The organism is Agrobacterium sp. 22-3639C2 (genome assembly GCF_053522105.1).
Window position 1 is genome coordinate 249,743 of sequence record NZ_JBNWDB010000003.1, and the last position, 25,553, is coordinate 275,295.

The 25,553-nt window shown below is 59.4% G+C and carries 25 protein-coding genes; 10 read left to right on the forward strand and 15 right to left on the reverse strand.

The window, feature by feature from the left end; all coding sequences use genetic code 11:
• Positions 1-5 precede the first annotated feature (5 nt).
• Positions 6-1,250, reverse strand: a complete 1,245-nt coding sequence (locus tag ACQZ6D_RS14245) for an aromatic ring-hydroxylating oxygenase subunit alpha (protein WP_013635586.1) — start codon at positions 1,248-1,250, stop codon at positions 6-8.
• Positions 1,251-1,582: 332 nt separating this feature from the next.
• Here ACQZ6D_RS14245 and ACQZ6D_RS14250 point away from each other — a divergent pair, with 332 nt between their 5' ends.
• The 3 genes from ACQZ6D_RS14250 (at position 1,583) to ACQZ6D_RS14260 (ending at position 4,715) form a co-directional block, all read left to right on the forward strand.
• Positions 1,583-2,191: a DUF6656 family protein gene (locus tag ACQZ6D_RS14250; RefSeq protein ID WP_013635584.1), complete on the forward strand. Its 609-nt coding sequence runs from the start codon at positions 1,583-1,585 to the stop codon at positions 2,189-2,191.
• A gap of 64 nt (positions 2,192-2,255) precedes the next feature.
• Complete coding sequence (locus tag ACQZ6D_RS14255; RefSeq protein ID WP_065702778.1) at positions 2,256-3,233, forward strand: L-threonylcarbamoyladenylate synthase; 978 nt, start codon at positions 2,256-2,258, stop codon at positions 3,231-3,233.
• 48 nt (positions 3,234-3,281) lie between these two features.
• The gene (locus ACQZ6D_RS14260) at positions 3,282-4,715 is read left to right on the forward strand and encodes an FAD-binding oxidoreductase (protein ID WP_065702780.1); all 1,434 of its coding nucleotides are present in this window, start codon (positions 3,282-3,284) and stop codon (positions 4,713-4,715) included.
• Between the two features lie 27 nt (positions 4,716-4,742).
• Here ACQZ6D_RS14260 and ACQZ6D_RS14265 read toward each other — a convergent pair whose 3' ends face one another.
• Positions 4,743-5,261, reverse strand: a complete 519-nt coding sequence (locus ACQZ6D_RS14265) for a hypothetical protein (protein WP_003511706.1) — start codon at positions 5,259-5,261, stop codon at positions 4,743-4,745.
• A 288-nt stretch (positions 5,262-5,549) separates the two neighbouring features.
• On the opposite strand from ACQZ6D_RS14265, the gene ACQZ6D_RS14270 reads away from it, so the two are divergent.
• The 3 genes from ACQZ6D_RS14270 to ACQZ6D_RS14280 all read left to right on the forward strand — a co-directional run bounded on the left by ACQZ6D_RS14270 (position 5,550) and on the right by ACQZ6D_RS14280 (position 8,524).
• Positions 5,550-6,707 (forward strand): PA0069 family radical SAM protein, encoded by a 1,158-nt coding sequence (locus ACQZ6D_RS14270; protein WP_065702782.1) that lies wholly within the window; start codon positions 5,550-5,552, stop codon positions 6,705-6,707.
• 336 nt (positions 6,708-7,043) lie between these two features.
• Positions 7,044-7,697 carry a ribonuclease HII gene (locus ACQZ6D_RS14275; RefSeq protein WP_019564214.1) on the forward strand — a complete coding sequence of 218 codons (654 nt, stop codon included), beginning with the start codon at positions 7,044-7,046 and terminating at the stop codon, positions 7,695-7,697.
• Between the two features lie 137 nt (positions 7,698-7,834).
• The gene (locus ACQZ6D_RS14280) at positions 7,835-8,524 is read left to right on the forward strand and encodes a permease (protein ID WP_065702783.1); all 690 of its coding nucleotides are present in this window, start codon (positions 7,835-7,837) and stop codon (positions 8,522-8,524) included.
• Positions 8,525-8,742: 218 nt separating this feature from the next.
• On the opposite strand, the gene ACQZ6D_RS14285 is transcribed toward ACQZ6D_RS14280, so the two are convergent.
• From ACQZ6D_RS14285 to ACQZ6D_RS14340, 12 genes are all read right to left on the reverse strand, one after another.
• On the reverse strand, positions 8,743-9,228 hold the full coding sequence (locus tag ACQZ6D_RS14285; RefSeq protein WP_003511699.1) for a F0F1 ATP synthase subunit B: 486 nt from the start codon (positions 9,226-9,228) through the stop codon (positions 8,743-8,745).
• A gap of 1 nt (position 9,229) precedes the next feature.
• A complete protein-coding gene (locus ACQZ6D_RS14290; RefSeq protein ID WP_003511698.1) occupies positions 9,230-9,871 on the reverse strand; it encodes a F0F1 ATP synthase subunit B in 642 nt (213 codons plus the stop codon).
• Between the two features lie 81 nt (positions 9,872-9,952).
• The gene (locus tag ACQZ6D_RS14295) at positions 9,953-10,180 is read right to left on the reverse strand and encodes a F0F1 ATP synthase subunit C (RefSeq protein ID WP_003494147.1); all 228 of its coding nucleotides are present in this window, start codon (positions 10,178-10,180) and stop codon (positions 9,953-9,955) included.
• 73 nt (positions 10,181-10,253) lie between these two features.
• Entirely contained in the window at positions 10,254-11,003 is a 750-nt protein-coding gene (locus ACQZ6D_RS14300) for a F0F1 ATP synthase subunit A (protein WP_003511697.1), read from the reverse strand.
• 60 nt (positions 11,004-11,063) lie between these two features.
• Complete coding sequence (locus tag ACQZ6D_RS14305; RefSeq protein ID WP_003511695.1) at positions 11,064-11,429, reverse strand: AtpZ/AtpI family protein; 366 nt, start codon at positions 11,427-11,429, stop codon at positions 11,064-11,066.
• A gap of 270 nt (positions 11,430-11,699) precedes the next feature.
• On the reverse strand, positions 11,700-12,851 hold the full coding sequence (locus tag ACQZ6D_RS14310) for a cell wall hydrolase (RefSeq protein WP_003511694.1): 1,152 nt from the start codon (positions 12,849-12,851) through the stop codon (positions 11,700-11,702).
• Between the two features lie 146 nt (positions 12,852-12,997).
• On the reverse strand, positions 12,998-14,917 hold the full coding sequence (locus ACQZ6D_RS14315) for a potassium transporter Kup (protein ID WP_013635578.1): 1,920 nt from the start codon (positions 14,915-14,917) through the stop codon (positions 12,998-13,000).
• Positions 14,918-14,932: 15 nt separating this feature from the next.
• Positions 14,933-15,910 carry a magnesium/cobalt transporter CorA gene (gene corA, locus ACQZ6D_RS14320; protein ID WP_003511691.1) on the reverse strand — a complete coding sequence of 326 codons (978 nt, stop codon included), beginning with the start codon at positions 15,908-15,910 and terminating at the stop codon, positions 14,933-14,935.
• A 338-nt stretch (positions 15,911-16,248) separates the two neighbouring features.
• On the reverse strand, positions 16,249-17,400 hold the full coding sequence (locus ACQZ6D_RS14325; protein ID WP_065702785.1) for an Mrp/NBP35 family ATP-binding protein: 1,152 nt from the start codon (positions 17,398-17,400) through the stop codon (positions 16,249-16,251).
• Between the two features lie 127 nt (positions 17,401-17,527).
• Positions 17,528-18,751 carry a CmpA/NrtA family ABC transporter substrate-binding protein gene (locus tag ACQZ6D_RS14330; protein WP_112751887.1) on the reverse strand — a complete coding sequence of 408 codons (1,224 nt, stop codon included), beginning with the start codon at positions 18,749-18,751 and terminating at the stop codon, positions 17,528-17,530.
• A 78-nt stretch (positions 18,752-18,829) separates the two neighbouring features.
• Entirely contained in the window at positions 18,830-19,570 is a 741-nt protein-coding gene (locus ACQZ6D_RS14335) for a helix-turn-helix transcriptional regulator (RefSeq protein ID WP_019564223.1), read from the reverse strand.
• Positions 19,571-19,778: 208 nt separating this feature from the next.
• Positions 19,779-20,648: an IclR family transcriptional regulator gene (locus ACQZ6D_RS14340; RefSeq protein ID WP_065661318.1), complete on the reverse strand. Its 870-nt coding sequence runs from the start codon at positions 20,646-20,648 to the stop codon at positions 19,779-19,781.
• Positions 20,649-20,732: 84 nt separating this feature from the next.
• Here ACQZ6D_RS14340 and ACQZ6D_RS14345 point away from each other — a divergent pair, with 84 nt between their 5' ends.
• From ACQZ6D_RS14345 to ACQZ6D_RS14360, 4 genes are all read left to right on the forward strand, one after another.
• Positions 20,733-21,503: an SDR family NAD(P)-dependent oxidoreductase gene (locus tag ACQZ6D_RS14345; protein WP_111798830.1), complete on the forward strand. Its 771-nt coding sequence runs from the start codon at positions 20,733-20,735 to the stop codon at positions 21,501-21,503.
• Positions 21,503-22,417 (forward strand): 2-dehydro-3-deoxygalactonokinase, encoded by a 915-nt coding sequence (locus ACQZ6D_RS14350; RefSeq protein WP_025592614.1) that lies wholly within the window; start codon positions 21,503-21,505, stop codon positions 22,415-22,417. The genes ACQZ6D_RS14345 and ACQZ6D_RS14350 overlap by 1 nt, the downstream gene beginning before the upstream one ends.
• A gap of 77 nt (positions 22,418-22,494) precedes the next feature.
• Positions 22,495-23,124: a 2-dehydro-3-deoxy-6-phosphogalactonate aldolase gene (locus tag ACQZ6D_RS14355; protein WP_065702813.1), complete on the forward strand. Its 630-nt coding sequence runs from the start codon at positions 22,495-22,497 to the stop codon at positions 23,122-23,124.
• A gap of 4 nt (positions 23,125-23,128) precedes the next feature.
• Positions 23,129-24,016 carry an SMP-30/gluconolactonase/LRE family protein gene (locus ACQZ6D_RS14360; RefSeq protein ID WP_065702794.1) on the forward strand — a complete coding sequence of 296 codons (888 nt, stop codon included), beginning with the start codon at positions 23,129-23,131 and terminating at the stop codon, positions 24,014-24,016.
• A gap of 94 nt (positions 24,017-24,110) precedes the next feature.
• Here the strand turns inward: ACQZ6D_RS14360 and ACQZ6D_RS14365 are convergent, their stop codons facing one another.
• On the reverse strand, positions 24,111-25,463 hold the full coding sequence (locus tag ACQZ6D_RS14365; protein ID WP_003519050.1) for a putative bifunctional diguanylate cyclase/phosphodiesterase: 1,353 nt from the start codon (positions 25,461-25,463) through the stop codon (positions 24,111-24,113).
• Between the last annotated feature and the right edge of the window lie 90 nt (positions 25,464-25,553).

Here is a 25,553-nt window from a genome sequence, read left to right on the forward strand (position 1 = left end):
TCGCGTTACGCTACTGCCGAAAGGCGGGCCTTGTCGCCCGACAGCCGGTCAACCATGAAATCGGCATACCAGTTGACGAACTGCATCACGCCGCCCTCGTCTTCCATGGAATAGGGGCCGGGCTGGTAAGCGGGCGAACGGATGCCGAAGGCGTTTTCCTCGACGATGCGGCGGTCCTGATCGTTGGTTTCGTTCCAGACGTGCGTGAGATCCTCGAGATCGTAATCCACGCCTTCAACCGCATCCTTGTGCACCAGCCATTTGGTAGTGACCATGGTCTCATTGGCGTTGAGCGGCAGCACGCGGAAGGAAATGGTGTGGTCGCCGAGGAAGTGGTTCCAGGTCGTCGGATAATGGAACAGAAGCAGCGCGCCGATATGGCTGATGCTGACATCATCCGAAAGCGGCCGGCGCACGGCGCGTTTTCCCGACATGGTGTAGCTTTCCGCCTCGCCGATCAGCGGCATGCGGGCAACACGGAACTGGCCTTTCGGATCGATCTTGAAGCGGCTCGGCAGGCCGGCAGCCTCGCAGCGTGCCCAGTGGCCACCGATCTCGGGATCGCTTGCACCACCGTCCGTACCCGTAACGCTCGGGTTTTCAGGATAGGTGCGGCAGAGTTCCGGATGGTTGGCGGCGCAATGGTAGCACTCGCGGTTGTTTTCCCAGACGAGCTTCCAGTTACCCTTTTCGATGATCGTGCTTTCATGCGCGACCTTGGCTTCCCAGATGCGATGCGGCGCCATGTAGCTTTCGACCTCGGCGCGCATCGGCGCGAAATCGGCGGGCTGGTCTGCCAAGCAGATGAAGACGTAACCGGCAACGGTTTCGCAGTGGACCGGCTTCAGGCCGAATTCAGCCTTGTCGAAATCATCGCCCATATGGCGGGCAAACAGCAGCTTGCCGTCCAGATCGTAGGTCCACTGGTGATAGGGACAGACGAGGCGTGCGGACTGGCCCTTATGAGAAGAGCAGACGCGGGAACCGCGATGGCGACAGGAATTATGGAGGGCGCGAATCTGTCCGTCGCGACCGCGAATGATGACGACGGAATAGGCGCCGACCTGAACTGTGATGTAGTTGCCGGCCTTCGGCACTTCGCAATCATGGCCGACAAACAGCCAGTCGCGGTACCAGATGGTTTCCATGTCCAGATTGAAATAATCCGGGTCCGTGTAGAAAGACTGTTCCAGGCTGAAGCCTTCGCGGCGGTTCTTCAGCTGACGCAGTACGGTATCACGCAATTCCATGGCCAAATCCTCGATCAAACCGCCCTGCCCCACACCATTTATCGGACTGCGGAAGTGTGATCCCATCTAAACATCAGCGTTCATTTGCGGTAGCGCAGACAGCGACATCGGCTTCCGCATTGGCGACAAATTGCGACATGCGCCAATGGCCGTTGCACGCCATTCCGCTGCGAAATCCGGCAGCTATTCCCCGCCGGAAACCACGTCGCAATATGACGCATGATGTCGCGCAGCTCCCTCTCTACCCGTTAAAAAACGGGGGGTGTGGCGCAACGGAGTTTTAACATGCCCTAAACTATATTGCCTGATCGACAACAACGAGGGCGTTCCAGGTGGAGAAGGCGACACGCATACGTTATTTCGATGCCGGCAAACATTCGGTCACGCCGATACGTTCAAAGACCGCGCATTCGGATTTCCTGCGAACCGGGCGCATCAGCCGCTACGAAGAACGCTGGCTGCCGAGGGAACGCGTCTATTACAGCCATGAAGAAGTGGCGGCGATGACCGGACGCAAGCTCGAGGCTGCTGCCGACGCCACCCATAGCCGTCTCAATGGCTTTCACCAGTCCATCCGTTTTCCCAAGATGGTTTTCCACCATCTGCTGGATGAGCGGCCGCATCTCGGCTATTGCCATGTCACGGCAGCGAAAACCAGTTTCGACGCCGAGCGTCATGTGCTCTGGTCATTCTATTTCGCGAATTTCTTCGCCGAGTTGAGCGGGGCCGAGAACTTCTTCGAAAACATCGATGCGCGCTATTCGCGGATGTATTTCGCAGTCGCCATCAACGCGCTTCCAAACAAGAACGTCGCCATCGATACCTCCTTCCATCGCGGCGGCCTGCTGTTCCAGACCCACGACCCACGCGTTGCGCTCAAAAACGTGCTTATGCTCGGCGCCCGCTCGGACGAGATGCGCAAGATCATCAAGGCAATATAAAAGCCACGATAGCGCTTTCCATAAGGCCCTGAAATACGCTATTGACGCCCTGAAAGGCAGCATCATGGCGCGTCATATCGATATCGAAAACGAGCGGGAAACCGCCTTGCAGGCGGCCGTCGAGGAGCTTTCCCGCGGCCAGCCAATCGCCCTGCCCACGGAAACCGTCTACGGCCTTGCTGCGGACGCAACCGATCCGGCGGCCATTGCCCGCATTTACGAAACGAAAGGCAGGCCGCAGTTTAATCCGCTGATCTGCCATATGGCCGATATCGCCATGGCCGAACGTTATGCGGTTTTCGATCCCGTGTCGCGACGCCTCGCCGAAGCCTTCTGGCCCGGCCCGTTGACGCTGGTTCTGCCGCTGAAACCGGCAAGCGGCATTCACTCACTTGCAACGGCCGGGCTCGATACCGTCGGCATTCGCGTTCCGCAGGGTTTCGCCGGTGATCTGATCCGCCGGTTCGACAAACCTCTTGCTGCGCCCAGTGCCAATAGTTCAGGCAAGATCAGCCCCACCAGTGCCGCCCATGTCGAGGCTGATCTCGGTAACAGGATCAACCTCATTCTTGATGGCGGTGCTGCCTCCGTCGGTGTCGAATCCACCATCGTCAAAGTGGAAGACGACGGGCGGGTGCGGCTGCTTCGTCCCGGCGGCATCGTCACCGAGGAGATCGAGCGCATCACCGGCACCCAGCTCGAACGGCCGGAAAAGGCATCAGCTGCCATCGAGGCACCCGGAATGCTCGCCTCGCATTATGCGCCCGGTGCAGCTGTTCGCCTCGACGCGACGTCCGTTTCTTCCGACGAGGCACTGATCCGGTTCGGCGGCATCGCGGTTGAGGGACAAGAGACGGCCCGTACCGTTCTCGACCTCAGCCCTTCCGGCGACCTTGCCGAGGCGGCCGCCAATCTGTTCGATTATCTCAAAGCGGCCGATGCGAGCGGTGCCGCGACAATCGCGGTCACAACCATTCCCGCCCACGGTCTTGGAGAGGCGATCAATGACCGCCTTTCCCGCGCCGCCGCGCCGCGAGGCTGACGGCACTTCACCATTTCGCCCACCGTTTCAAATGACAGCGAGACGCCAATGACAATCGCAGCCCCCTCCTCCGACATCCTCGACCGCTTCACTGCCATTGTCGGCGAAAAAAACGCGGTGCGCGACGCTGTGGAAATGGCGCCGCGTCTTGTGGAAAATCGCGGGCTTTACCATGGTGCGTCACCGCTGCTGCTCAAGCCCGGCACTGTCGAGGAGGTTGCAGCCATCCTGAAGCTCGCCAGCGAGACCGGCACGCCCATCGTGCCGCAGACCGGCAATACTGGCCTTGTGGGTGGCCAGACGCCGCGTGCTGACGGAACCGACATCATCCTCTCGCTCGAGCGCATGAACCGTATCCGCGACATCGATCCGGTCGCCAACACCATCGTTGCGGATGCCGGTTGCATTCTCGACGACATTCACAAGGCCGCATCGACCGTGGAGCGGATGTTCCCGCTGTCGCTCGGTTCGCAGGGCTCGTGCCGCATCGGCGGTAATCTGGCCACCAATGCCGGCGGCACGGCAGTTCTCGCTTATGGCAATATGCGCCAGCTTTGCCTGGGGCTTGAAGTGGTGCTGCCAACAGGTGAAATCTGGGACGGGCTTCGCCGGCTGAAAAAGGACAATACGGGTTACGATCTGCGCGATCTCTTCATCGGTTCGGAAGGCACGCTCGGCGTTATCACCGGTGCGGTGCTGAAGCTTTTCCCCGTGCCGCTCGGCCATCAGGTGGGTTTTGCCGGTCTTCGATCCACTGAGGACGCGTTGAAGCTGTTCGAAATGGCCTCAAACCTCTGCGGCACGGCGCTGACCGGTTTTGAGCTGATGCCGCGCATCGGCGTGGAATTCACCGCCAAACATATTCCCGGCGTGCGCGATCCGCTACAAACGCCGCATGACTGGTACGCGCTCATCGATATCTCCACCTCCGATTCGGCTGAGACGGCTGAAACAATGATGCAATCGCTGTTGGACCGCGGTTTTTCCGCTGGGCTCGTCGAGGATGCGGTGATCGCTTCATCGGAAGCGCAGCGTCAGGCGCTCTGGCATATGCGCGAAAGCATGTCGGATGCGCAAAAGCCGGAAGGCGGCTCTATCAAACACGACGTTTCCGTTCCGGTGTCGAAGATACCGGAATTCATGGCAACGGCGGAAAAGGCCGTTCTTGCCGCCATTCCCGGCGCCCGCGTCTGCGCCTTCGGCCATCTGGGCGATGGCAACATCCACTACAATATTTCCCAGCCGGTTGGTGCGGACAAAGCTGAATTCATCGGTCGCTGGCGGGATATGAACGAGATCGTGCACGGCATCGTACTGTCGCTCGGCGGCTCGATTTCGGCCGAACATGGCATCGGCCAGTTGAAGCGCGACGAACTGGCCGCGATCAGGCCTGGCATTGAAATGGACCTGATGCGACGCATCAAACACGCCTTTGACCCCGCGGGCATCATGAACCCCGGCAAGGTGATCACCGCCCGCTAGGGACAGCAGCTTCATCATCGTTGCATGTTAGTTGGAAGTTCTCGCCGTCCAGGCGGGAACCAGTTCCGCATTCAGGCGGCGCGGCTTTTGCGCGTGCACGAGCTGTGTCAGGCCCATGCCGGATTTTGCGATCGCCACCGCATGTTTCTTCGGCATCAGGTAGCCGCATTCCAAGGGAGGACGGCGGCGCACTATCCGGCTGAAAAAGGGCCGCTTGTGATACCGGGACGGCGAGAAACGCGCGGGCTCGGCACAGACAGCCACATATTCGAGAATCTCTTCGATCCAGCCGCTCTGCGGACGCGCACCCGGTTCGACCAGCAGGATCCAATGCCCGCGCGCCGAGCGCATGACATCCTCAATATCCCACTGCGCATAAAAACGGCAGCCAGCGGCATCGGCGACGCGCGACGATCCATCGCGCGAACCGTGATCGAGGATCACAACGTCGCTTACCAGCCCTTCCACGGCCCCGGTTACAAGCGCAGACAGCGTATGCGCCAGTTCCGGTTCCTGATCCCGGCATTCCATTATGACTGTCAACATATGCATAGCTCTAACGCATCGCACAATAAATTGCCACTGCGCTGGATGTCAGAAAATCCGCGACCGTTCAGGCTTAACTCTAACCCACCTTCAGGTGGGATTGACACAAACAGGACCCCGGCCGCGGGTCGGCCAGCTATCGATTTTGCATTTTTTGTTCTTGTAATGTTCTCATTTTTGCGGTAGGAATTTAATCATTCGAAGAGGCAATGAAACGCCGGTTCGAGTGGAAACGGTTTAGGGCGTTGGCTTGCCTTGAGAGGCGTGCGGCACCCTGGGAGCATCCAGATGAGAGACCATACGCTTTCGGGGCAGGCTGCTTTCCAGCCGAGCCATACGCCTGACATTGCCAATGCGTTGGCCGATGCGTCGGGCCTGCGCATCGAGATCGACCGTCGTCGCGGGCGTGGTGCCGGACTTAACCCGGGTGGGCGCTTTGAGGCCCTGCAGCGGGAGGTTTTCGACGATGGCTGGCAGACCCTCGAGGAGCTGCCGGAGTTCCGCACCGAAGTGCAGGTGGAAAAGCCGCGCAGCATCATCAGCCGCAACGAATCGCCTGACATCCCTTTCGACCGTTCCATCAATCCCTATCGCGGCTGCGAACATGGCTGCATCTACTGTTTCGCCCGTCCGACGCACAGCTATATGGGGCTCTCTGCGGGGCTGGATTTCGAGGCGAAGCTTTTCGCCAAGCCGGATGCGGCAAAGCTGCTCGAAAGGGAGCTGGCGAAGCCCGGCTACAAGCCGCGCGTCATTGCCATCGGCACCAATACCGACCCCTACCAGCCGATCGAGCGCGAATGGCGGATCATGCGGCAGATACTGGAAGTGCTGGCAAAGGCCGACCATCCCGTCGCCATCGTCACCAAATCGGCCCTGATCAAGCGGGATATCGATATTCTCGCGCCCATGGCCAAGAAAGGTCTCGTCAAGGTTGGTATTTCCGTGACGACGCTGGACCGCAAGCTGGCACGCAGCATGGAACCGCGCGCCGCCACGCCCGAAAAGCGGCTGGAAGCGGTCAAGGCGCTGACGGATGCCGGCATTCCCGTGGCGGTGATGATGGCACCTGTCATTCCCGCACTCAACGATCATGAGATCGAACGCATTCTCGAAGCCGGCAAGGCCGCTGGCGCAACGGAGGCCTCCTATGTGCTGCTGCGCCTGCCGCTGGAGGTCAGCCCCCTCTTCCGCGACTGGCTGCTGCGCAACTATCCGGACCGCTACCGGCATGTCATGTCGCTGGTGCGCTCCATGCGCGACGGCAAGGATTACGATGCGGAATTCGGAAAACGCATGAAGGGTGCTGGTCCCTATGCATGGCAGATCGGCAGGCGTTTCGAAATGGCGACGAAACGGCTTGGCCTCATCCGCCGCGGCATTAACCTGCGCGACGATATCTTCGTGCCGCCGGGAGGTGCCGGCGTGCAATTGTCGCTGCTTTGAAAATATGAGGCCCGCTTGGCCGATCGAAGGCGCATTACGATGCGCGCAACGATACCCAGCGGTGCAGACACATAAGGAGTGGCAGCCCTTTCCTGTTGACGGGGCCATGCTCTTGACGAAATGCCCGGCGGGTTTCCCTGGCCCGTCGGACATCACCCCCGGAACCCGCCGCCTCGCGTGCGATCGTTTTTCCTCCGCCGCCCCGTTGGAGGATCAAAGGTCATGACGACCTAAGGGGCACGGTTGGCCACGCCCCTTGACCCGGCTGGCCGCGCCCGTCATCGCCCGCTTCCGGGGGCTTGCAGGAGATCGGGTGTGTGTGCAAGTTTCTGCCGCATGAAACGCCGCACCACACCCGATTCTCCTGCCCTCTTTGATCTCGCCGATACGGGCCCCGATTTCTCCTTCGAACTTGAAGCGAGGAAGAAGGGGCTTTGGCCCGTGGCCGGCACGGATGAGGCAGGCCGGGGGCCTCTCGCGGGACCAGTGGTTGCGGCAGCTGTCATTCTCGATCCCGACAATATTCCTGGTGGTCTTGACGATTCCAAGAAACTGACCAAGCTGAAACGGGAAAGCCTGTTTCTGCAAATCATGGAAACATCGATCGTTTCCGTCGCCTCCTCCGGCCCCGGCCTTATCGACACCATGAATATCCTGCGCGCCAGCCTCGACGCGATGCGTCGCGCCGTACTCGGCCTCGAAATTTCCCCAGCCCTCGTGCTGGCAGATGGCCGCGACAAGCCGCCGGGCATCACCTGCGAGTCGAAGGCCGTCATCAAGGGCGATTCCCGCTCCCTCTCAATCGCCGCCGCTTCGATCATCGCCAAGGTGACCCGTGACCGGATGATGGAACGGGCCGGTGTAGTGCACAGCTCCTATGGTTTCGAAGGCCATGCGGGTTACGGCACACCAGCCCACCTGCGCGCTATAGAAAGCCATGGGCCCTGCCCGCTGCACCGGATGAGTTTCAGGCCGCTGAAGCAGGACTGATCGAAAACCACGATCCTGAAGCGGAGAATGCGGTCTCGCCCGGGATTTCAGCGCCCTGCCATGAGGTGACGATCTCCGTCTCCACTGGTAGAATTCTATCTCAATGCGTGGACTTGACGGGCTTTGGGAGAAGAGATTTGGATTTCATGAAACTGTTGAAGTCGCTCGAAGAACTTCTCTACGAGCTGGTTTCATGGCTCCTCTTCTATCCGCTGACAATGTGGCGATCGGTCGTCGCACCGCTCAGCATGATGCGCTACGCCGATAGCGAACTCGCGGATCGGCTTGAGGACCAGTATGACGACACACTGAGTCCGCCCCTCTTCCTCCTGATCACTCTGCTATTTTCGCAGGGGCTCTCCGCTTCCCTTCCGACCATTTACGATCCCGCATTGGCCGCCCGGGAGCTTGGTTCGGGTTCGAACCTGCTCATAGCGCGTGGCGTTATATTCGGGATTTATCCGCTGTGTATGGCCGTCACGCTTCTGCGGTGGAAACGGGTGAGGATCACGCGAAACTCCCTGCGTCCGCCGTTCTTCAGCCAATGTTACGTGGCTGCGCCGTTTACATTTGTCCTGGTTCTGGGTTTCGATTTTGCATCCATGCCTCTGGAACATGGCCTTACGTTAGGGCTCGCCATTATCGCGCTCGCCACGATCTGGTATGCGCAGGCTCAGATAAGATGGCTGATGCAGGATCTCGGCTTGGGCATCGCGAAAGCAGGCCTGGCTTTCAGTGGCGCATTTCTGGTTGCCACCGCGGCAGCTTTTGTACTGGCGGTGCTGATAGCGCTCGAGGCCAAGACAATCTATCCCGCGATCACTTAACAAGCCTCGACAAATTGGCAGCCACGAATTGCCGGCCAGCATCCAGTCCACAAAGCCGATGCTTTTTCTCCAAAGGTCGACAGACATCGATAGACACGCTGCAAGCCGGCACCACAGTGTGCAACCGCGAGCTTGCCAACACCGCCCGTGGTTGAGGCATAAAACAAAAAACCCCTCGCGGCGGGTGCCGGAGGGGTTTTGAATAGCCCGAGATGAACTTAGTTCAGCTTCGACTTCACTTCGCCAATGGTGTTGGCGAAAAGTTTGGCCTTTGCGGCAGCGGTGGTCTTTTCGGCAATGAGCTTCTCGGAAGCTGCAATGGCGATGTCCACGGCGGCGGCACGAACGGCGCCGATGGCGTCTTCTTCGGCCTGCTTGATCTTCTGTTCCGACAGGGCCGTGCGGCGGACGACGAATTCTTCCGTCTTCTGCTTGGCTTCGGCGGTCAGGGCGGCCGCTTCGCGTTCGGCAGCGGCAACGATGCCGGCTGCTTCAGCTTCGGCTTCCTTGCGCTTGCGCTGGTATTCGGCCAGCAGGTGCTGTGCCTCTTCGCGCAGACGCTTGGCTTCGGCCAGTTCGTCCTGAATGTTCTGTGCGCGCTCGTCCAGGGACTTGGAGAGCATGCCCGGAACCTTGAGATAGGCGATCAGGACGAAGAAAAGGACAAGACCGACAAGAGCGAAAAATGATGCATCAAACGCCATATCAGGCTCCCTTCACAGTCGAAGCGGCTGCAATGGCGGCCTTGACGTCGGCATCCTTGACCTTGGCGCCAACCAGCTGGTCAACGATTGCGGTCGCGGTTTCCTCGGCAATGGCGCCGACATCCGCGAATGCCTGATCCCTGATACCCGCAATGCGCTTTTCGGCGGCGGCAAGCTTCTCGGCAAGTCCGGCTTCGATAGCGACGCGGTCGGCATCGGCTTTCGCCTTGGCGGCGTCACGTGCCGCGGAGCCTATCGAGCTTGCCTTGGCGCGGGCTGCCGCGAGTTCTTTTTCATAGGTTTCGACGGCTGCGTCGGCTTCGCTTTTCAGCCGTGCCGCTTCATCGAGATCCTGTGCAATGCGCCCATGACGGTTTTCAAGAATGCCGCCGACGCGAGGAACGATGACCTTCTGCATGAGCAGGTAGAAAAGGCCGAACGTGATCGCCAGCCACAGGACCTGCGATGCATAAGTAGACTGGTCGAACGGCGGGAAAACGCCGGAAGCACCGTGTTCGGCGCCGTGCGCTACACCGGTTTCCGTGTGCGTGGCTTCCGGTTGCGGCTGGCCGACAGCCGGAGTTTCCGTATGCGTTTCACCTACGGTCGGTGCTGACTGGGCATAAGCCTCGGTCACGAACATGCTCACCTCCAGGGGGACTGCAAATGCGAAGGATCACGGCACGCAATTTGCGCGAGCCGTGATCCAGACCTGATGCCGTTATTAGACAGCGAACAGGAGAAGGAGAGCTACGAGCAGCGAGAAGATGCCCAGAGCTTCCGTAACGGCGAAGCCGAATACCAGACGGCCGAACTGGCTGTCGGCAGCAGAGGGGTTGCGCAGTGCGCCGGAGAGGTAATCACCGAAGATACGGCCGAGTGCGAGGGACGTACCAGCCATGCCGAGGCATGCGAGACCTGCGCCGATGTACTTTGCTGCTTCCGCTTCCATGTGAGACTCCTTGAGATATTGGTTGTTGCGGCTATCTTTTGGCGCCCGTTGCCGGGGCCAGCGACTTTACTTCTCAGTGACCACCATGCACGGCGTCGTTCAGGTACATGCAAGTCAGTACCGCGAACACATAAGCCTGCAGGAAGGCAACGAGAAATTCGAGAGCGGTCATTGCGACCGTCATGATGAGAGGCAGGACTGCACCGCCGATACCGAGCGCGCCGAGCGCACCCATGGAGGCGACGAAGCCTGCGAAAACCTTGAGCGTGATGTGGCCAGCCAGCATGTTCGCGAAGAGACGAACGGAAAGGCTGATCGGACGCGACAGGAACGAAATCATTTCAATTGACGCGACAAGCGGCAAAAGCGCCTTCGGCACGCCAGAAGGTGCGAAGATGCCGAAGAAATGCAGACCGTGCTTGTAGAAACCGTAAACGACGACCGTGCCGATGACGAGGCAGGCAAGCGCGAAGGTGACGATGATCTGGCTGGTGACCGTGAAGAAATACGGGAACATGCCGAGAAGGTTCGCAGTCAGCACGAACATGAACAGCGAGAATACGAATGGGAAGAACACCATGCCCTTTTTGCCGGCGCCTTCGCGCAGCATGGAGGCGATGAATTCATAGGACATTTCAGCAACGGACTGCATGCGGGTCGGGATCAGACCGCGGCTCGACGTTGCGAAATAAAGGAAACCGGAAGCGGCGGCCACGGTCGCGACCATGAAAAGCGACGCATTGGTGAAGGAAAAATCGACGCCGCCAATTTCGATCGGAATGATCGGCTGCACCAAGAACTGATGGGTCGGATCGTTTGCCACCGGCTGCCCTCTTTACCTGTCGCCGCTCACGGCGGCATCTCAACTGCAAGAAAAAACAGCTTAAACGCCGTCTTTTCCACCCTCGTCTCGCTTGTCGGCTCTCTCAAGCAGCGGCGGCTTTGCCACCGCGCCCGTGGAGCGCAACACATTCAATACGCCTGCGCAGAAACCGAGAAGAAGAAGAACGATCATCCCCCACGGCGTCGTGCCGACAAAATAGTCCAGAAGATAACCCAGCATAGCGCCGACCACGATGGCCGAAATGAACTCCGATGAGAGCTTCACCGCCATCGCAAAGCCTTTCCGGCTTTCCGCGGCATTGGTCTCCGCCCTCACTTCCGCCTCATCCTCCGCCTTCACCTTTGCCAACTCTTCGGCAAGGCGCTTGCGACGCTCGTCCAGACTATCGTCACGGTTGCCAGTCATCTTAAAATCCCACCCATTTTCTCCGTTCCAGCCATGCCAGAACCCTTTGGAGTTGTAAACGGTGACGGATTAAGCCTGTTCCAGCCCGCTCTGAAGTCGCGCGCAACATAGTTTTAGGGGCTTCGCTAGTCAAGGCACTGGCGAAGCTTGTTTTTTGACAAATTAAATATTTAAAAACAAAGGCTTAACGCCAAATCGCCGTTTGTCGACGATGTTTCCCCCGGGAATCGGCATTTTTGACACGCAAATTGCGACAAATTGGCCGTGGTATCAGCTCCAGCCGCCACCATAGGTTCGATAAAAGACGTGCAAGCCAATCCTGCCGACCTTCTTCATGGATTTTCCCCAGGCGGGACGAACATAGACGGCATGATAGTGAGTCGCCGAGCCCACTTCCGTCAGCCAGATTTTGCCGGCGGTGGTTGCCATGGCCACTTCGCGCGCCATTTTCCAGTGACGTTCGGAATTCACCCGGTCCTTTATATTGTCGCAGGCGAAGGAGAACTGGCAGCGGTTGCGCCAGTCCTTGTTCTGATAAACCACACCGCAGATGGTTTTCGGATAAGCGGGGTTGCGTACGCGGTTAAGGATCACCTGTGCCACCGCCGCCTGTCCCTTGACCGATTCACCGCGCGCCTCGAAATAGATGCCGGATGCGAGGCATTGCTGTTCGGCTGCGGAAAACACGGCAGCGGGCAGCGGCGTTGCCGCCCATGCGTGATCGTCCGCGCCGATCAACGGCACGAAGCGGCCGGCCTCCGGCTTTTTCAGAATGGCGTCGAACGGCGATTCACGGGCGAAATCCGGTTCGGCCGGCGCGTAAGCCGTGGCGAGAATATCGGGAGTCCTGTTGGTGACGAGTTCCGCCAGCATCGGAGAGACGCTTTTGTCCGCCTTCTTTTCATCACGGCGGAAATAGAAGGAGGCAAGTTTGACGTCGCTGCCGCGTTTCGGTTTCACAAAAGCCGTGCGGTCCTTGCGCTTCAGCGGCTCTATATCCAGCATGCTGGTGCGTTCCAGCACGGAACCGGCGGTGAAGGCCTTTGGCGGCTGCATGATTTCGGTTGCGACGATGCGACCCTTCTTGGCGGCACGGTTGACGCGCTCGCTGTCGGGTGTCGTCTCGTCACCCTTCTTGTTGGTAACGAAAGCCACCTTGCGGCCATCGGGCAGGGTCATGCCGCTGCCATGCAACGCCGCCTCCCCTTCCGCATCGTTAAAGGTGAGCGAGGCATTATGGACAGAGCCTGCCGGAGACGCGGTCAGCACCATGCGCCATTGCTCGCCGCCATTGTCCAGCCCTGCCAGCAGGGAGGCCAAATCCGCGCGTGCGGCAATGGAAGGAAAGACGAGCCAGGCAGCTAGGCCGAAGACAACGGGTGAGGTCCATGCCTGAAGGGACGCAAAGGACCGACGACGCATTACTCTTTTCGAACGCAAAACCAGCACTCCGAACACCAGGAACCATATTTGTTACAGGTGTTCGAGAATCTCTTATTAACCTTGATGCTTGGTTAACGCCGCGCGCGGGCGCGGCTTCACGTTAATGTGTAACCACCTTCTAATAATCAGACGACGACGTGAGACCCGAGTTCCACCACGCGGTTGGCCGGAAGGCGGAAGTAGTCCGAGGGATCGGCGGCCGTTTCGGCAAGCGCGATGAACAGTCGGTTCTGCCAGCCGGGCATGCCCGATTTCGGATCCGGCACCAGCTTGCGGCGACCGAGATAAAACGAGGTGGACATGATGTCGAACTTGTAACCCGTGCGCCTGAGGTAACCGAGCGCCTGGGTGACGTTCTGCGTTTCCATGAAGCCGAAATGCAGTTCGACCACGGCAAAACGATCGCTCAGCTTCGTCAGTGTGTAACGATTTTCGGGGCGGACGCGCGGCTGGTCTTCCGTGCGGATCGTCAAAATCACGTTCTTGTCGTGCAGGACGTGGTTGTGCTTGAGATTGTGCAGCAATGCAGCGGGTGCGGCATCCGGATCGCCAGTCAGGAAAATCGCTGTGCCGGGCACGCGCACCGGCGCATGGGCGCTTTCCTTTTCCACCGAAGCCACGAAAGCCTTCAGCGGCACATCGCTGCGGCGGGTTTTGGCGAAAAGGATTTTCGAGCCGCGCTGCCAGGTGGTCATGATGATGGTGAAAGCGATTGCCAGCAACACCGGCACATAGCCGCCATCATGTATCTTGAGCAGGTTTGCACCGAGGAAAATCAGTTCCAGCAGCAGAAGCGGCGCCAGCACGCCAATCGCCAGCCAGATGGACCACTGCCAGCGCTTGCGAACGAATTCGAAGAACATCATGCTGGTGACGACCATCGCGCCGGTAACGGAAATGCCGTAGGCGGTGGCCAGTGCATCCGAACTTTTGAAGGTGAGCACCAGTGCGACGACGCCGAACAGCAGGATGGTGTTGACGGCAGGAAGATAGATCTGCCCGGTATTGGTTTCCGAAGTGAAGAGGATTTCCATGCGCGGCAGATAGCCGAGATGGATCGCCTGACGCACGAGCGAGAACGCGCCTGTTATAACCGCCTGGCTGGCGATGATGGTGGCGGCGGTCGCCAGAATGACGGCCGGCAGGATCGCCCATTGCGGGAACATCAGATAAAACGGATTGGACATCGCCGCCGGGTCCTTGAGAACCAGCGCGCCCTGACCGAGATAATTCAGCGTCAGTGCCGGGAAAACCAGACAGAACCATGCCCACTGGATGGGACGGCGGCCGAAATGGCCGAGATCGGCATAAAGCGCTTCAGCACCGGTGATCGTCAGGAAAACCGCGCCCAGCACGACGATGCCATAAAAGCCTTCATTGGCGAGAAACTCGACCGCATGCCAGGGGTTGAAGGCATAGAGAATGCCGAAATCATCGGCGATGTGAATGAGGCCGGCTACACCCATGACCAGGAACCAGACAGCGGTGATCGGTCCGAAGAATTTCGCCACCGTTCCCGTACCGTGCGATTGGATCGCGAATAGACCGATGAGAATGCAGACGGAGATCGGAATAATAAAGTCGTCCATGGCCGGAGTGACGAGCTTCAGACCCTCCACCGCCGAAAGCACTGATAGCGCCGGCGTGATCATGGCATCGCCCAGGAACAGGGCTGCGCCGATGAGGCCGAGCACGATGAGAACGCTGCGGTGAGTGCCCGCCGTCTTCATCAACAGCGCCAGAAGCGAGAGTGTGCCGCCCTCGCCGTCATTGTCGGCGCGCAGCAGAAGCGTGATATATTTGAACGTCACGATGATCGTCAGAGACCAGATCATCAGGGATGTCAGGCCGATGACTTCTTCTCTCGTCACGCCATCATAGGCGATCGGCTTTAGCGCTTCGCGGAAGGCATAGAGCGGGCTGGTGCCGATATCGCCGTAGACGACGCCGATAGAACCAAGGATCGCGGCATAAAGCCCCTTGTTCTGATGCTTGTCATCCGAATCCGGCTTCTCGGTAAAGTCCTTGTCTGCGATTTGAGACATGATGATCCTGGCTCCTTAGAGCCAGCCCTTCCAACGGAAAAAGAGAAACGGGATGATTGCCGACATCAGCATGACGACGAGCGCGAGTGGATAGCCAAACGTCCAGTTCAACTCCGGCATGAGCTGAAAGTTCATTCCGTAAACCGACGCCACCAGAGTGGGCGGCAGGAACACGACCGACGCGATCGAGAAGATCTTGATGATGCCGTTCTGCTCGATGTTGATGATGCCGAGAGAAGCGTCCAGCAGGAATGTCAGATTGCCGGAAACGAAGGAGGCATGTTCGCTCAACGACTGGATATCCCGACCGATCGATTTGCTCTGTTCCCTCGCTTCCTTGTCCTGCTGGACCTGCCCACTTGTGGACAGGAAAGTCTGCAGGCGTGCAAGGGAAGCAAGGCTGTCGCGAACCTTGGAGATCAGCCGGTGATAGGCGGCAATGTTCGTCAGTCGGTCTTCCAGATAACGCGGCGCCTTGCGCTTGCTGCGCGCCTGGCTGCCGAGAAGATCGGCGGCGAGATTGTCGATGCCTGCCACCGAGTTTTCGAGAATTTCCGCCGTGCGATCGACGATGGTTTCCAGCAGTTTCAGCAACAGCGCGGTGCCGCTGCGCATCTCGTGCGGCACGCGGGTGATGGCGGCGGTGAAGAGGTGGAATGATTTCGGCTCGGCATAACGGATCGTCACAAGGCGCTTGCCGGCAAGAATGAAGGCGACATCGGTCAGGCGTGGACCGTCGGAATCTGCCTTCCAAACCAGAGAGGCGGTCATGAAGACGTTGCCATCTTCCATGTAAAGGCGGCTGGAAGGTTCGATATCCTTCAAATCCTCGCGGGTGGGCAGCTCAAGCCCCAGCAGTTTTTCAACATACTGCTCTTCCGTTCTCGTCGGATTGATAAGGTCGATCCAGACGATATCGTCGGGAATCTGTTCACGGCCGTCGTCTGGCGACAGGCTGATCGCCTCGCAGTTGGCGCGATAGGCTTTTATCAATCCGTTTCTCCGGTCCGCATCGCTGGCTTCAGCCGCAATGCTGCTTAACATATCCTGTTCAAGGTCGGCAAACCTTTGGACGACACTTCAGGGAACACCGGAACGAGCGGGATTTTCACATCCCGCCGGACTGACGGACCAAGAACCAAACGGCGCAGGGCTATGCTCCCAAAGCGAGACCCAATCAAGCAATATTTTCTCGCGACAGCATTGCAGGCGATGCATCTCTGGCGTTCAAATGCATCGGCCTTTCCCGAAGCCACCAGTTAACATATTGTTTTTAAAATATATCCAGGCAGGGCGACCGCCCGGCCTTTTTTTCTTCCGCAACCGGTACGTTATTCGAAAACGATTTTCGGGGCGGCTTTTCTTTCGCCCGCACCGATGCGGGCCCAGACTTTTTCCGCAATATCGCGGTAGATGGCGGCCTGCGGACCATCCGGCTCGGCGGCAACCACCGGCGTTCCGGCATCAGACATTTCACGGATGGAAATGGTGAGCGGCACTTCGCCGAGGAACGGCACGCCAATCCGCTCAGCCTCTGCCTTGGCACCGCCATGGCCGAAAATATCATAACGCGCGCCGGTATCCGGTGCGATGAAGTAGCTCATATTCTCGACGACGCCGAGCAGCGGCACTTCCACCTTGCGGAACATGGTGATGCCCTTGCGCGCGTCGATCAGCGCCAGATCCTGCGGCGTGGAGACGATGACGGCGCCGGCGAGCGGCACCTGCTGGGCGATGGTGAGTTGCGCGTCGCCGGTGCCAGGCGGCATGTCGAGAACCAGCACATCGAGTTCACCCCAGGCGACTTCACGCAACATCTGCATCAATGCGGACTGAACCATCGGCCCGCGCCAGATCATCGCCGCTTCCTCATCCACCAGAAATCCCATGGACATGACCTTCAGTCCGTAATTTTCCATGGGAATGATGATGCGGTCTTCCTGCTGCTGCGGGCGTCCTGAAATCTTCAGCAGTCGTGGCAGCGAGGGGCCGTAAATGTCGGCGTCGAGCATGCCAACCTTGAGGCCCAGCGCCTGCAGGCCCAGCGCCAGGTTGACGGCGGTCGTGGACTTGCCGACCCCGCCCTTGCCCGAGGCAACGGCGATGATCGCGCCGACGCCGGGAACGCCGACCTTCGACGAGCCGGGCTGCGCGGGCGGGCGGCCGGTTGCAGCCGCAGGGCGCGCGGGTGCTGGCGCCGGGCGCGCCGGTGCGGGTTGTTGTGTGCCGGGTTTGCGATCCGCCGTCAGCGCGACGACGGCACCGGCGATACCCGGAACGCCCTTGGCGGCCTGTTCAGCCGAAAGCCTCAACGGCTCCATGTCGGCTGCCCTGTCGGCCGGGACGGTAATAGAGAAATAGGCTTTCGCGTCGGCGATGAAGATTTCCGAGACCATGCCAAGCGCCACAATGCTTTTGCCGCTGCCCGGATAGATGACTGCCTCCAAAGCCTTTTCGACCTGGTGCTTGCTGACCTCTGCCATATGTTTACTCCGCTACATCATCCCGCCGGATATGGGCTGCATTCCGCGCCATCCATAGACAAACGCGGCCCGTTCGCCAATGCCAAACCGCAAACAGCGGATCGTCGCGACGGTTTATTCGCAGACTTCAGATTTCGTCGTCCATATCAAGCGTTTCCGGATCGAAAACCCGACCATCGAAAAAACAGTCGGGGCCGAGGACAAGACCCGAGCGTGACGCCCCGACATGGACCGGCTCCCGCAACGTGCCTTCCAGCTTCAGGTTCGCGCCCGGCACCGGCACGAAAAGCGGCTTCATCGCCTTGCGGAAGATATCCGGCCGATAGGCATTGCGCGCGGCCTCCACCACGGCTGCATCGAACCGGCGATCGGGGGGAACCTCGCCCCAGCGCAACATCTGGCTGAAGAACCACAGCGCCTGGCTTTGCCAGGGGAAATTGGCGGCCTTGGCGCTTGTTACGAAAAACTCCTGAAAACGCTGCATGTCCCTTTGCGAAGTGGAAATATAGCCTGTCAGCGCCGGAAGCAGGAATTCGCCGTTCTCGTCAATATAATGGGGGGCGGCAAGAATGCCGGTAAGTTCCTCGATATTGGCGGAGTTGGCGCACCATTCGCCGGCGCGATAAAGCGAACGCAGCAAGCCTTCCAGCACAGTGGCGTTCTCTTCCGCCCAGGGCCGCTTCACGGCCAGTATCTTTTCAGGCGCATTGTGCCAGATCAGCGCTCCCGTGGTGACGATCCGCCCGCCGCCATCCAGCACCACAGCGCTGCCCGCCGGTTCGGCGGTACAGAGCGCATCGACCTTGCCGCTTTCCAAAAGCGCCGGCATAGCCTTCGGCAGGGCTTCAACGATTTCCATGTCGCGGCCGAGCAGCACCCCGCAGCTTCCGAGCAGATAACGCAACGCATAAAACGGCGTGGACACAATATCCTCGATCGCAAAGACCGGCGGTTTTTCACCCGCCGCCCGGCGCGCGGAACAGACACGGGCCATCGCCCGCCCGAACGCGGCCGGGTCCGGCAGCTTCATGCCCTCCCGATAAAGCTCGTCGAAAAATCCGTGCGAAACGGTCGTTGCCGATCCGCCAAGGGAAAGAGTGAAGACGCCGACAATATCGGCCGGCAGGTCATCGAGGCCAACCGCGGAACCGACGGGAACCGCGGCGGGCAAATGGGCGATCTGAACCTCGTCCTCGCCAAGTGCTGCAAGCACGGCGCGCGCGGATTGTTTTCGGATGAGTTCCAGTTCGACGCCTTCGTCGGCAGCAAAGCCTTTTTCGGCAGCGGCTATCAGTACGGCGCAATCGACAGTCGGAGAAAACCCCGCTTTTATCCTATGCCGTTCCGGCAAACGATTTCTCCTTCCCGGTGATTCGAAAGAAGGATCGCCCAGGAACCCATTTATCACAATGATAAATTTGCGGTTTCGCTATTTAATCAGACCGACCCGGAGCGCCTTTGCGACGGCTTGGGTGCGGTTGACAGTATCGAGTTTTTTCGTCGCACGGTTCAGGTAGTGATTGATGGTATGTTCCGAGAGCATCATGATTTCAGCGATCTCGGCGCTGGTCTTGCCGGCGGCCGTCCAGTTCAGACAATCTATCTCGCGCTCGTTCAATGTCTCGGGAACCCGCAGGTCAAGGCGGCGGATTTCAGATAGCCGGGCAAAGATGTGGCTGGAAATGTAAAAAAGTTCCGCCAGCTGGCTGGTGGGCAAACTCGTTTTGTTACCGGAAAAGGACACCGCTCCCCGCATCGTGGTGATGTCGTGAACGGGAAACCACACCGAATTGATCATATCGAACCGCTCAAAAAGTCCGATGACCGGTTTCTTCGGCGCGTTTTCGTCGCCGCTGACCAGAAAATCCAGGGAGACGGAAAAGGGTGTGGTCGATTTCTTCAACTGCGCCATAACCCGGCTTCTCTGCAGCATGCCCTCTTCATCATAACGCTGCAAAAGCTCGGCCGGCCAGCTGGTGATGATGGTGCATTGCGACAATTCGCTCGCCATTTCGGCCGACAGGTCAAGCACCATGAAGGCCTTGAATCCCCAGGCTTCCGTCAGCCGTTTCAAAAACCGGAATATATCAAATTGCGTGTTGAGACCGGCGATCTCGCGAACGCAATCAACACCAATCGACTGAACGGCGGCCGTCTCTGTTTTCTGCATGAAGCGGTTCTTCAAAAAAGAGAAAATACCGCCGCAAAGGCCTGCCTTCGTGCGGAAATTGCGCGGATGTTACTCGCCAAAATGATTCATGCAAACAAAAGTTGAAACTTAATTCCGAATAATCGAAAATAAGATTTCACTTACACGCATCGGCGCGCGATCTGCCGTTTTTGAAGCGGAAACCAACAGCTTCACGCATCCATTTTTCTCAACCATTCGCAACCGGAGATAATCTGCAGGCAAGTTCCGCCGAAATTTGATCGGCCGTTTCGCGCACCAGAGGACCCCATTTCCGCAGTTGCTCCACATCCACGCGATAGGCTGGGCCGGTGACGGAAATCGCCGCGAGAAAATTGCGCCCCGGCGCCCATACCGGCGCGGCAACGCAGTGAATGCCGATCTCATGCTCCTGAAGGTCGAAACCGTAGCCATTGTTGCGAATGGCGGCCACATCCTGCGCCAGCATTTGCGGGGTTACGATCGTATTTTGCGTGAAGCGGTGGAAGTCCAGCTCTGCGGCAAGTGCAGCGAGATCGTCAAGGGAAAGCATTGACAGCGCGGCCTTGCCCACCCCTGTGCAATAGGCGGGGGATGTCTTGCCCACCTGCGAATGCATGCGCAAAGTATGCTTGCCCTCCATCTTGTCCAGATAGGTGACTTGCCCGCCGTTCAGAACGGCAAGATGCACGGATTCCTGCGTCGCCTCCTGCAATGCCGCCAGATGCGGCGCGGCAATGCTGCGCAGATCATTGCTGCTCCAGGCCTTGGCAGCCAATTGCAGCAGCCTCAGACCCACGACATAGGTCTGGTCGGCGACATGATCGACCAGACCTTCGGCCACAAGATGGGCGAGCTGGCGGTGCACCGTGCCGCGCGGCTGGCCGCAAGCCTCGACAACGTCGGTGAAGCGCATCGGTTTTTCGGCAAGGGCGATAAGCTCCAGAAGCGAGACGGCCTTACCAAGCGTGCCGGTTACGCTTTCCTTTTTTCGCTCCAAGGCAGGAACCACCTCATGCTCGCTGTCATTTGGGTTTTTGTGATCGGGCATGGCAACATCCACCGTCATCTGTCTTGACATAAGCCTGCGGCCAAGAGAATAATTCCACTTAGTAAAATCTAGTTCCAAATAATGGAACAATCAAGCCCCTCACTGGACGAGACGATGCCGATGATGCAAGCCCATTTCCCTGACCTCAAGGACGCGGGCGTGCTCGTCACCGGCGGCGGCTCCGGCATCGGGGCATCGCTGGTGGAGGCCTTTGCGGCGCAGGGCGCAAGGGTCGCGTTCATCGACATCGCCGAAGAGCCGAGTGTGGCGCTCGTTGCGCGGCTTGCTCATGCCGCACGCCATCCGGTCCATTTCTTCAAGACCGACCTGCGCGATATTGCGGCGACCCGGCAGAGCGTGGAGGCGGCAGCAGCTGCAACCGGCGGCATCAAGGTGCTCGTCAACAATGCCGCATGGGACGACCGCCACGACATCGATACCGTCACAGAAGCCTATTGGGATGCCAATCAGGCCGTCAATCTCAAGCAGATGTTCTTCACGGTTCAGGCCGCCTTGCCACATCTACGGCAGGCGCGAGACGCAGCCATCATCAATTTCTCCTCGATTTCGTTTTTGCTGAACATGGGCGAGCTTCCTTCTTATGCGGCAGCCAAGGCCGGCATCATCGGCCTGACGAAAAGCCTGGCCGGACGGTTGGGGCCGGAAAATATCCGCGTCAACACGTTGCTGCCGGGCATGATCGTGACGGAACGGCAGAAAGAATTGTGGCTGACGGACGACGACGTCACCTCGACCACGGCACGGCAATGTCTCAAGCGCACGCTTGTCGCCGCCGATCTGGTGGGTCCGTGCCTGTTTCTCGCATCATCGGCATCGAGCGCGATCACCGCGCAATCCATAATCGTAGACGGAGGCCTGTTATAATGTCTGAACCCGCTTTTATCGCCGTCGACTGGGGCACGACCAGTTTCCGGCTCTGGCTGCTCAGCCGGTCCGGCGCGGTGCTGGCTGAGCGCAGAAGTGCTGAAGGCATGACGACAGCCATGCGGACCGGCTTTACAGAGGTGCTGCAATCGCATCTCGATGCCATCGGCGCACCGGAAAAACTGCCTGTTCTTATCTGCGGCATGGCGGGTGCGCGGCAGGGCTGGGTGGAGGCCGGTTATATCGACGTGCCTGCATCGCTTTCAGCGGTTCTCGATGGTGCGGTGCGCGTGCCGGGTCAGGAGCGGGATGTCCGCATTCTGCCGGGGTTGGCGCAGCGGGACAAAAACGCACCTGATGTGATGCGTGGCGAAGAAACGCAATTGCTCGGTGCACTCAGCTCCGCCGGTGACGGCAGGAAGCTGGTCTGCATGCCCGGCACCCATTCCAAATGGGTAACGGTGGATGGCAGCGACGTGACGGGCTTTGCCACCTTCATGACCGGTGAGTTGTTCGAGGTCATCTCGAAACAGACCATCCTTTCCCATGCGGTGGCGGAAGCCGAAGCCTTTACCGGCGAGCACGAGGTATTCAGGGCGGCGGTGCGCGACGTCTATGCCAATCCGCAGCTCGCCACCAACCGTCTGTTCACCCTGCGCTCTGGACAATTGTTGCACGGCCTCACCGCGACAGATGCCAAGGCCAAGCTTTCCGGCATCATGATCGGACTGGAAATCGCCGGTGCGCATTCCTCCGTACGGCGGGACACGCCGGTGGTGCTGATCGGCTCCGGCGCGCTCGGTGCGCTTTACGAGGGTGCATTCGCAGCCCTTGAGATTCAATATACTGTCATCGACGCAGACGAGGCCGTTCGGCGCGGGTTGTTAGCCGCCGCAAATGCCATCTGGTCATAGATTATTCAGTGGAGCGGAATTCCAGGCGAAAACCGCTCACGCTTTTCGCCATCCCGCTCAAGGACGAAAGACCCACCATGCGTATCCCCTTCCCCGCCATGAAATATCCGCTGATCGCCATCCTGCGCGGCCTTAAACCCGAGGAAACCGAAGGCGTCGTCGGCGCGCTGATCGAGACCGGCTTCCGCGCCATCGAAATCCCGCTCAATTCGCCCGATCCGTTCCGCTCGATCGAGATCGCCGCGAAGATGGCGCCCGCCGATTGCCTGATCGGCGCCGGCACCGTGCTCAGCACGGAAGACGTGGATGCGCTGGACGCCGCCGGTGGCAAGCTGATGGTCAGCCCCAACGCCGATGCCGACGTCATCACCGCCGCGCGCGTCAAGGGCATGGTGACGATGCCGGGCGTTCTGACTCCGACCGAGGCTTTGGTTGCCGCAAAAGCCGGAGCAACCGGGCTGAAGTTCTTTCCCGCCAGCATCATCGGCCCGTCCGGCATCAAAGCGATCCGGACGATCCTGCCGAAGGATCTGGTCATTGCCGCCGTTGGTGGCGTCTCGGACAAGAATTTCGCCGACTATACCAACGCCGGCATCCTCGCTTTCGGGCTTGGCACCAGTCTCTACAAGCCCGGCATGACGGCTGCGGAGGTGCGCGAGCGCGCCATCGTCACAGTTTCGGCCTATGATGCAGCAATTGGAGGATAAAAGCATGGCGACCGTTTTTCCCTTTGCCGGACGTGTTCTTGACGAAACGCCGATGACGCTTGGCGAAGGCCCGACTTTCGACCCGGTGACCGGCACGGCCTGGTGGTTCAATATCATCGGGCGCGAACTGCATGAATTGCATCTCGCTTCCGGCCGCAAAACGGTGCACGCCCTGCCCTTCATGGGCAGCGCACTGGCGAAAATCAGCGACCACAAGCAATTGATCGCCTCCGATGACGGCCTTTTCCTTCGCGATACGGCAACCGGCGTGTTGACGCTGCATGCGGAGCTTGAAAAGGACATGCCCGACAACCGCTCGAATGACGGGCGTATGCATCCCTCGGGCGCGCTGTGGATCGGCACCATGGGCCGCAAGGCGCAAATCGGCGCGGGCAGCATCTACCACGTTGCCAGGGGAACCGTGACCAAGCTGTTTGCCGATGTCAGCATTCCAAATTCGATCTGCTTTTCGCCCGATGGCGCGACCGGATATTACGTCGACACCAAGGTCAACGAGCTGATGAGGGTGCCGCTCAATGCCGAGACGGGACTTCCCACCGGCAAGGCAGAGGTGTTCATTGACACCGCCGGCATCGACGGTGGCGTCGACGGATCGGTCTGCGATGCGGAAGGGCATATCTGGAACGCCCGCTGGGGGATGGGTGCGGTCGATCGTTACGATGCCGACGGCAACCACATCGAACGCTATCTGGTGCCAGCGGGACAGACGACCTGCCCGGCCTTCATCGGCCCCGATGCGTCGCGCCTTCTCGTCACATCCGCCCGCGAAAATCTTGACGACGACGCCATTGCCGCCAATCCGCAGCACGGAAAGACATTCGAGCTCGGGATTGAGGTGAAGGGCAGGTTCGAGCCGCTCTACCGGTTGTGAAGCGCGGCGCGTGCCGCCTTCTCATTCCTGTGCTCGTCACAGGGATGAGGTTGGGGAGGTCCCTACAGCCTTATGTGCAAGGCCACTCCATTTCTCAGGGAATATCCGACAGGATCTCGCGATAGTTCTCGTGAAGGTAACGCTGCGTGGCGGCGGCATCGGCGGGGCGGCCGTAAAAATAGCCCTGCCCCATAGCGCAGCCGAGCGCGCGCAGTTTTTCCTCTTCCGCCTGCTCCTCGATACCCTCCGCGACGACCTCGAGATCAAGCCCTTCGCACATGGCGACGATGGCCTTGATGATATGTTCCGAAGGACGGTCGCTGCTGATGCGGGAGACAAAGGCGCGGTCGATCTTGACCTTGTCGAAGGTGAAGTCGCGCAGGCGGCCAAGGCTCGACTGGCCCGTGCCGAAATCGTCAAGAGAGATACGAACACCCGCACCCTGCAATTCGCTGATGATGCGCTGCGCGGTATCGGCGGAAGTCATGACAGCGGTTTCGGTTATTTCAAGCTCCAGCCGGTGCGGATCAAGGCCGACACGCGACAGGATGGACAGAATATTATCCGCTGTGCCTGGGTCCATCAATTGCGCGGACGACAGGTTGAAGGACAGGAAAAGCTCTCGCGGCCAGAACAGCGCCGCTTCCGCCGCCTTCCTCAGCAGCGCTTCCGACAGCGCGTCGATGAAACCGCGTTCTTCGGCCAGCGGCACGAAAACGGCGGGCGACACGAAACCGAGATCGGGGTCGTTCCAGCGGGCGAGTGCCTCGAAACCGATGACCTTCGCTTCTTCCAGCCTGACGATGGGCTGGAAATGCACGTCGATCGCATCGGTGATGATGGCGTTCCGCAACGCCTGTTCCAGCTGGGTGGCGCGCTTCATTTCCTGCGCAATCTCGCGCGAATAGACCGTTATCTGTCCACGGCCACGGCGCTTGGAGCGGTAAAGCGCGGTCTCGGCGCTTTTCAGCAAATCCTCGAAATCATCGCCGGCGAAGGGATAGATGGCAAAACCGAAGGATGAGGAAAGCCGGACGTTGCGGTCGCCGAGGTCGTAAGGCGCAGAAAGCACGTCCTTGATCATGTTGCCGATGCGCTCTGCGCCGGTGCGTTCGAATACCAGCGGCAGCACGAAGGCGAACTCGTCGCCATCATGGCGCGTCACGGCGGCGCCATCGGGAATGCAAGCCTTCAGCCGATGCGCGACCTGGCACAAAATCTCGTCGCCCGCCTGCACGCCGAAAAGATCGTTGATGGGTTTGAAGCCGTCAATATTCGCAATGCCGACGGTGAAGGGCGCGGGATCGCTGGAACGCTCGCTGGCGAGCATGCGGATCTTGTCCCGCAAACGGTAACGATTGCCAAGCCCCGTCAGCGGATCGCTGTAAGCCATCGCCTGCAGCTCGTTCTGGCTGACGTGCAACGCCTGCGGCTCTGCCCGTTTCATTCCTGCATCTCGTGAATCCCGTGTCGACCGCGATCACAATGCAGGGCAAGTATTAAAAAAGCCATAGAACCGCGCACCGAAAATGCGGCG

Coding starts and splice junctions, on each gene's coding strand:
- ACQZ6D_RS14245 (WP_013635586.1), bottom strand. CDS start 1,250: ATGGAATTGCGTGATACCGTACTGCGTCAGCTGAAGAACCGCCGCGAA.
- ACQZ6D_RS14255 (WP_065702778.1), top strand. CDS start 2,256: ATGGCGCGTCATATCGATATCGAAAACGAGCGGGAAACCGCCTTGCAG.
- ACQZ6D_RS14260 (WP_065702780.1), top strand. CDS start 3,282: ATGACAATCGCAGCCCCCTCCTCCGACATCCTCGACCGCTTCACTGCC.
- ACQZ6D_RS14265 (WP_003511706.1), bottom strand. CDS start 5,261: ATGTTGACAGTCATAATGGAATGCCGGGATCAGGAACCGGAACTGGCG.
- ACQZ6D_RS14270 (WP_065702782.1), top strand. CDS start 5,550: ATGAGAGACCATACGCTTTCGGGGCAGGCTGCTTTCCAGCCGAGCCAT.
- ACQZ6D_RS14275 (WP_019564214.1), top strand. CDS start 7,044: ATGAAACGCCGCACCACACCCGATTCTCCTGCCCTCTTTGATCTCGCC.
- ACQZ6D_RS14285 (WP_003511699.1), bottom strand. CDS start 9,228: ATGGCGTTTGATGCATCATTTTTCGCTCTTGTCGGTCTTGTCCTTTTC.
- ACQZ6D_RS14290 (WP_003511698.1), bottom strand. CDS start 9,871: ATGTTCGTGACCGAGGCTTATGCCCAGTCAGCACCGACCGTAGGTGAA.
- ACQZ6D_RS14295 (WP_003494147.1), bottom strand. CDS start 10,180: ATGGAAGCGGAAGCAGCAAAGTACATCGGCGCAGGTCTCGCATGCCTC.
- ACQZ6D_RS14305 (WP_003511695.1), bottom strand. CDS start 11,429: ATGACTGGCAACCGTGACGATAGTCTGGACGAGCGTCGCAAGCGCCTT.
- ACQZ6D_RS14310 (WP_003511694.1), bottom strand. CDS start 12,851: ATGCGTCGTCGGTCCTTTGCGTCCCTTCAGGCATGGACCTCACCCGTT.
- ACQZ6D_RS14315 (WP_013635578.1), bottom strand. CDS start 14,917: ATGTCTCAAATCGCAGACAAGGACTTTACCGAGAAGCCGGATTCGGAT.
- ACQZ6D_RS14325 (WP_065702785.1), bottom strand. CDS start 17,400: ATGGCAGAGGTCAGCAAGCACCAGGTCGAAAAGGCTTTGGAGGCAGTC.
- ACQZ6D_RS14335 (WP_019564223.1), bottom strand. CDS start 19,570: ATGCAGAAAACAGAGACGGCCGCCGTTCAGTCGATTGGTGTTGATTGC.
- ACQZ6D_RS14340 (WP_065661318.1), bottom strand. CDS start 20,648: ATGTCAAGACAGATGACGGTGGATGTTGCCATGCCCGATCACAAAAAC.
- ACQZ6D_RS14345 (WP_111798830.1), top strand. CDS start 20,733: ATGCCGATGATGCAAGCCCATTTCCCTGACCTCAAGGACGCGGGCGTG.
- ACQZ6D_RS14350 (WP_025592614.1), top strand. CDS start 21,503: ATGTCTGAACCCGCTTTTATCGCCGTCGACTGGGGCACGACCAGTTTC.
- ACQZ6D_RS14355 (WP_065702813.1), top strand. CDS start 22,495: ATGCGTATCCCCTTCCCCGCCATGAAATATCCGCTGATCGCCATCCTG.
- ACQZ6D_RS14360 (WP_065702794.1), top strand. CDS start 23,129: ATGGCGACCGTTTTTCCCTTTGCCGGACGTGTTCTTGACGAAACGCCG.
- ACQZ6D_RS14365 (WP_003519050.1), bottom strand. CDS start 25,463: ATGAAACGGGCAGAGCCGCAGGCGTTGCACGTCAGCCAGAACGAGCTG.